Below are 2,666 nucleotides of genomic sequence, written 5' to 3'. Positions count from 1 at the left end.
ACGTGATCGCCTGCTCGAACAGGCGCGCGGCGCCGCTCTCGTCTGCCGCCGCCGCATGAACCTCGCCCCGCACACGCAGCAGTTCCGGCATGCTGTACGCGCCACCATGCCGCTGCACCCGCTCGAAGGTTTCGTCGATGATGGGTGCCGCCTGGTCGGGCCGCCCTCTCGCCGCAAGCGCGAGCGCCAGCGCACAGCACAGTTCCGGGGTGTAGAACTCGTACCGGTCCGCCCGCAGCTTTCTCACCGCGTCACGCAGCAGATCGATGCCGCCATCGAGGTCGCCGCGCGCAATCAGGATCTTGCCGCGCAGCGCCGCACCGACCGTCAGATACGGCTGCAGCCCGTATCGCTCCGCGTGATCGATGAGGCGGCTCGCGTTCGCTTCCACCGCCGCCCAGTCGCCGAGCCATTTATGAACGTAGGTCGCCCAGATCAACGCGATGGCGAACTTGACCGCATCGCGCTCCGGGGCGAGTTGCGCCACCAGCGTTCTTGCCGTGTGCACCGCCCGGTCCGGGTGACCCTGCAACCACAGCGCCCTCATGATAATGATCTGTGGGTTATGGTGGAGCGCGAAGTGTCCCGGCCCAACTTGCCGGACCACATCAGTTTGATGAACCGGATCCTCCAGATGAGACCGGGCCCGTTGCTGGTCGCCCAGCAGATGAAAGCTCACGCCAGACATCACGTGCGCGGCCGCCACCGGCACGGGATCCTGCAGCAGCGCGGCAAGCTCCCACAGCCGGTCGCAGATCGGCAGAAGCCGCTCGAACTGGCCTGTGCGGCTGCAGAATATGTGCAGCTGGCCAAGCAACCTGAATTCCGCGAACGGGTCCGAGATATCGCGCGCGATCTGCAGTCCCCTGTCCAGCGCGGTCTGGACCTGGTCGTCGTTGCCGATCGTGAACATCAGCGCGTGGCCCAGCGCGGCCTGCAAATCCAGCTCCAGGCGGTTGCCCCGATCCAGCATGTCCAGCCATCTCAACGCCTGCTCGGCCCAACGCCGACACTCGCTCACCAGCGACAGATCGATGAACAGCGATGACGCGGCCGCGGCAAGCTCGACCCCGAGTTGCCTGTCGCCGTCCGGCCCAAAGCACCACTGCAACGCTGCCCGCACGTTGCCCAGCCACGCCGCGCGCGCATTGCGATGCCGGGCTAGCGCCGGCCCGGCCGACGGGCCCGCACAGGTCCTGCGCAGAAATACCAGGCAGTGGGCCGCATGACGGCAGGACGTCGAAGACTCCTCGCCGGACTCCACCAGCTTCGTCCGCGCATACGCACGCGTCGTATCCAGCAGCCGGTAGCGGGTACCCTGTTCCGACGCATGGAAGGACACCAGTGACTTGGCGACGAGCTGATCCAGGAGGTCCACGACCCGCAGGCCCGGAATCTGGTCGTCAGCCGCAAGGACCTGGGCATCCTCAAGGGTGAACCTGCCCACGAAGATCGACAGCCGCCGCAGCACGCGCCGCTCGGCCTCGCTGATCAGGTCATGGCTCCAGTCCAGCATGGCGTTCAGCGTCTGATGGCGGCGCGACGCGGTTCGCCGCCCCTTCCATTCGAGCTGCAGACTGCTGTGCAGCAGCTCTGCGGTCTCATGAAGGCCGTGCATTCCGGCGCGCATTGCAGCCAGCTCGATGGCCAGAGCAATGCCGTCCAGTTTCCGGCAGATCTGCACGATCAGTCTGGCATTCGAGGCGCTGGGCTCGAACCATGGCCCGCTTGCCTGCGCGCGCTGCACGAAGAAGGATGCCGCCGGTGAGGCCAGGATCTCGTCCGTTGAAAGTTCGCCAGCATCGGTGGGCAGCTCCAGCGGGCCGACACTCACGATGTGCTCTCCTTCAACCCGAAGGGGCTCACGGCTGGTCGCCAGCAGGCTGACATCGGGTGCCCAGCGGAACATGCGCTCCGCGAGGTCCGCCACCGCGTCGATTACATGCTCGCAACTATCGAGGATGAGCAGCAGCCGGCGATTCCTCAGCGAGCGGATCAACGTCGTGGCCGCATCTTCGGACGGCAACAGCAGCCCGAGCGTCGAGGCAAGCACAACCGGCACGAACTCCGCGTCGGTGATCGTACCCAGGTCGATGAAGAAGGTCGCGCCGTCGAAGTGGCGATCGAGGTCATGGGCGACCACCGTGGCGATCGTGGTCTTGCCGACACCCCCGGGACCATGCAAGGTCACGAACCGCTTCCCCAGCAGCAACGCCGCGGCCGTTGCGACCGCGTCGTCGCGCCCGACCACCGCTTGCGGACGCGGAGGCAGACGCTCCGACACCGTCGCATGGCTGAGCGGCGCTTCCGTGACAGCGGGCGAATCCGCCTCGCGAACCAGGAAGCCATAACCACGGCCGGGAACGTTCACGATGTAGCGGTTGTCCCCGACCCCGTCCTCCAGCGTCTTGCGAAGGTCGCGAATGTGCACCCTGAGGGTATTCTCTTCGACGATCATGCCCGGCCAGACACGGTCCAGCAGCACGCGCTTGTCGACGATCTGGCCGGCGTTCTGGGTGAGCACGGTCAGGATTTCGAGCGCTCGGCTCCCGACCTTGACAGGAACGCCTCTTCTTTCAAGGCGTCGCTCCAGGACAAAGAGCTTGAAAGGCCCAAATTCAATGTCGTCTTGCGAACCACTGACTTTCCAATCCATTGAATTCTTC

At 65.6% G+C, this 2,666-nt stretch carries 1 protein-coding gene; it reads right to left on the bottom strand.

The window, feature by feature from the left end:
* On the bottom strand, nt 1-2,524 hold a 2,524-nt coding region (locus VSR82_RS39590; protein WP_498858880.1), incomplete at its 3' end, for an ATP-binding protein.
* Nucleotides 2,525-2,666 lie beyond the last annotated feature (142 nt).

Source organism: Burkholderia sp. JPY481, from assembly GCF_038900515.1.
In the GTDB taxonomy this organism is placed as follows: Bacteria; Pseudomonadota; Gammaproteobacteria; order Burkholderiales; family Burkholderiaceae; genus Paraburkholderia; species Paraburkholderia youngii.
The sequence above is the reverse complement of the archived record's forward strand: the minus strand, read 5'-3'. Positions and strand labels throughout refer to the sequence as shown.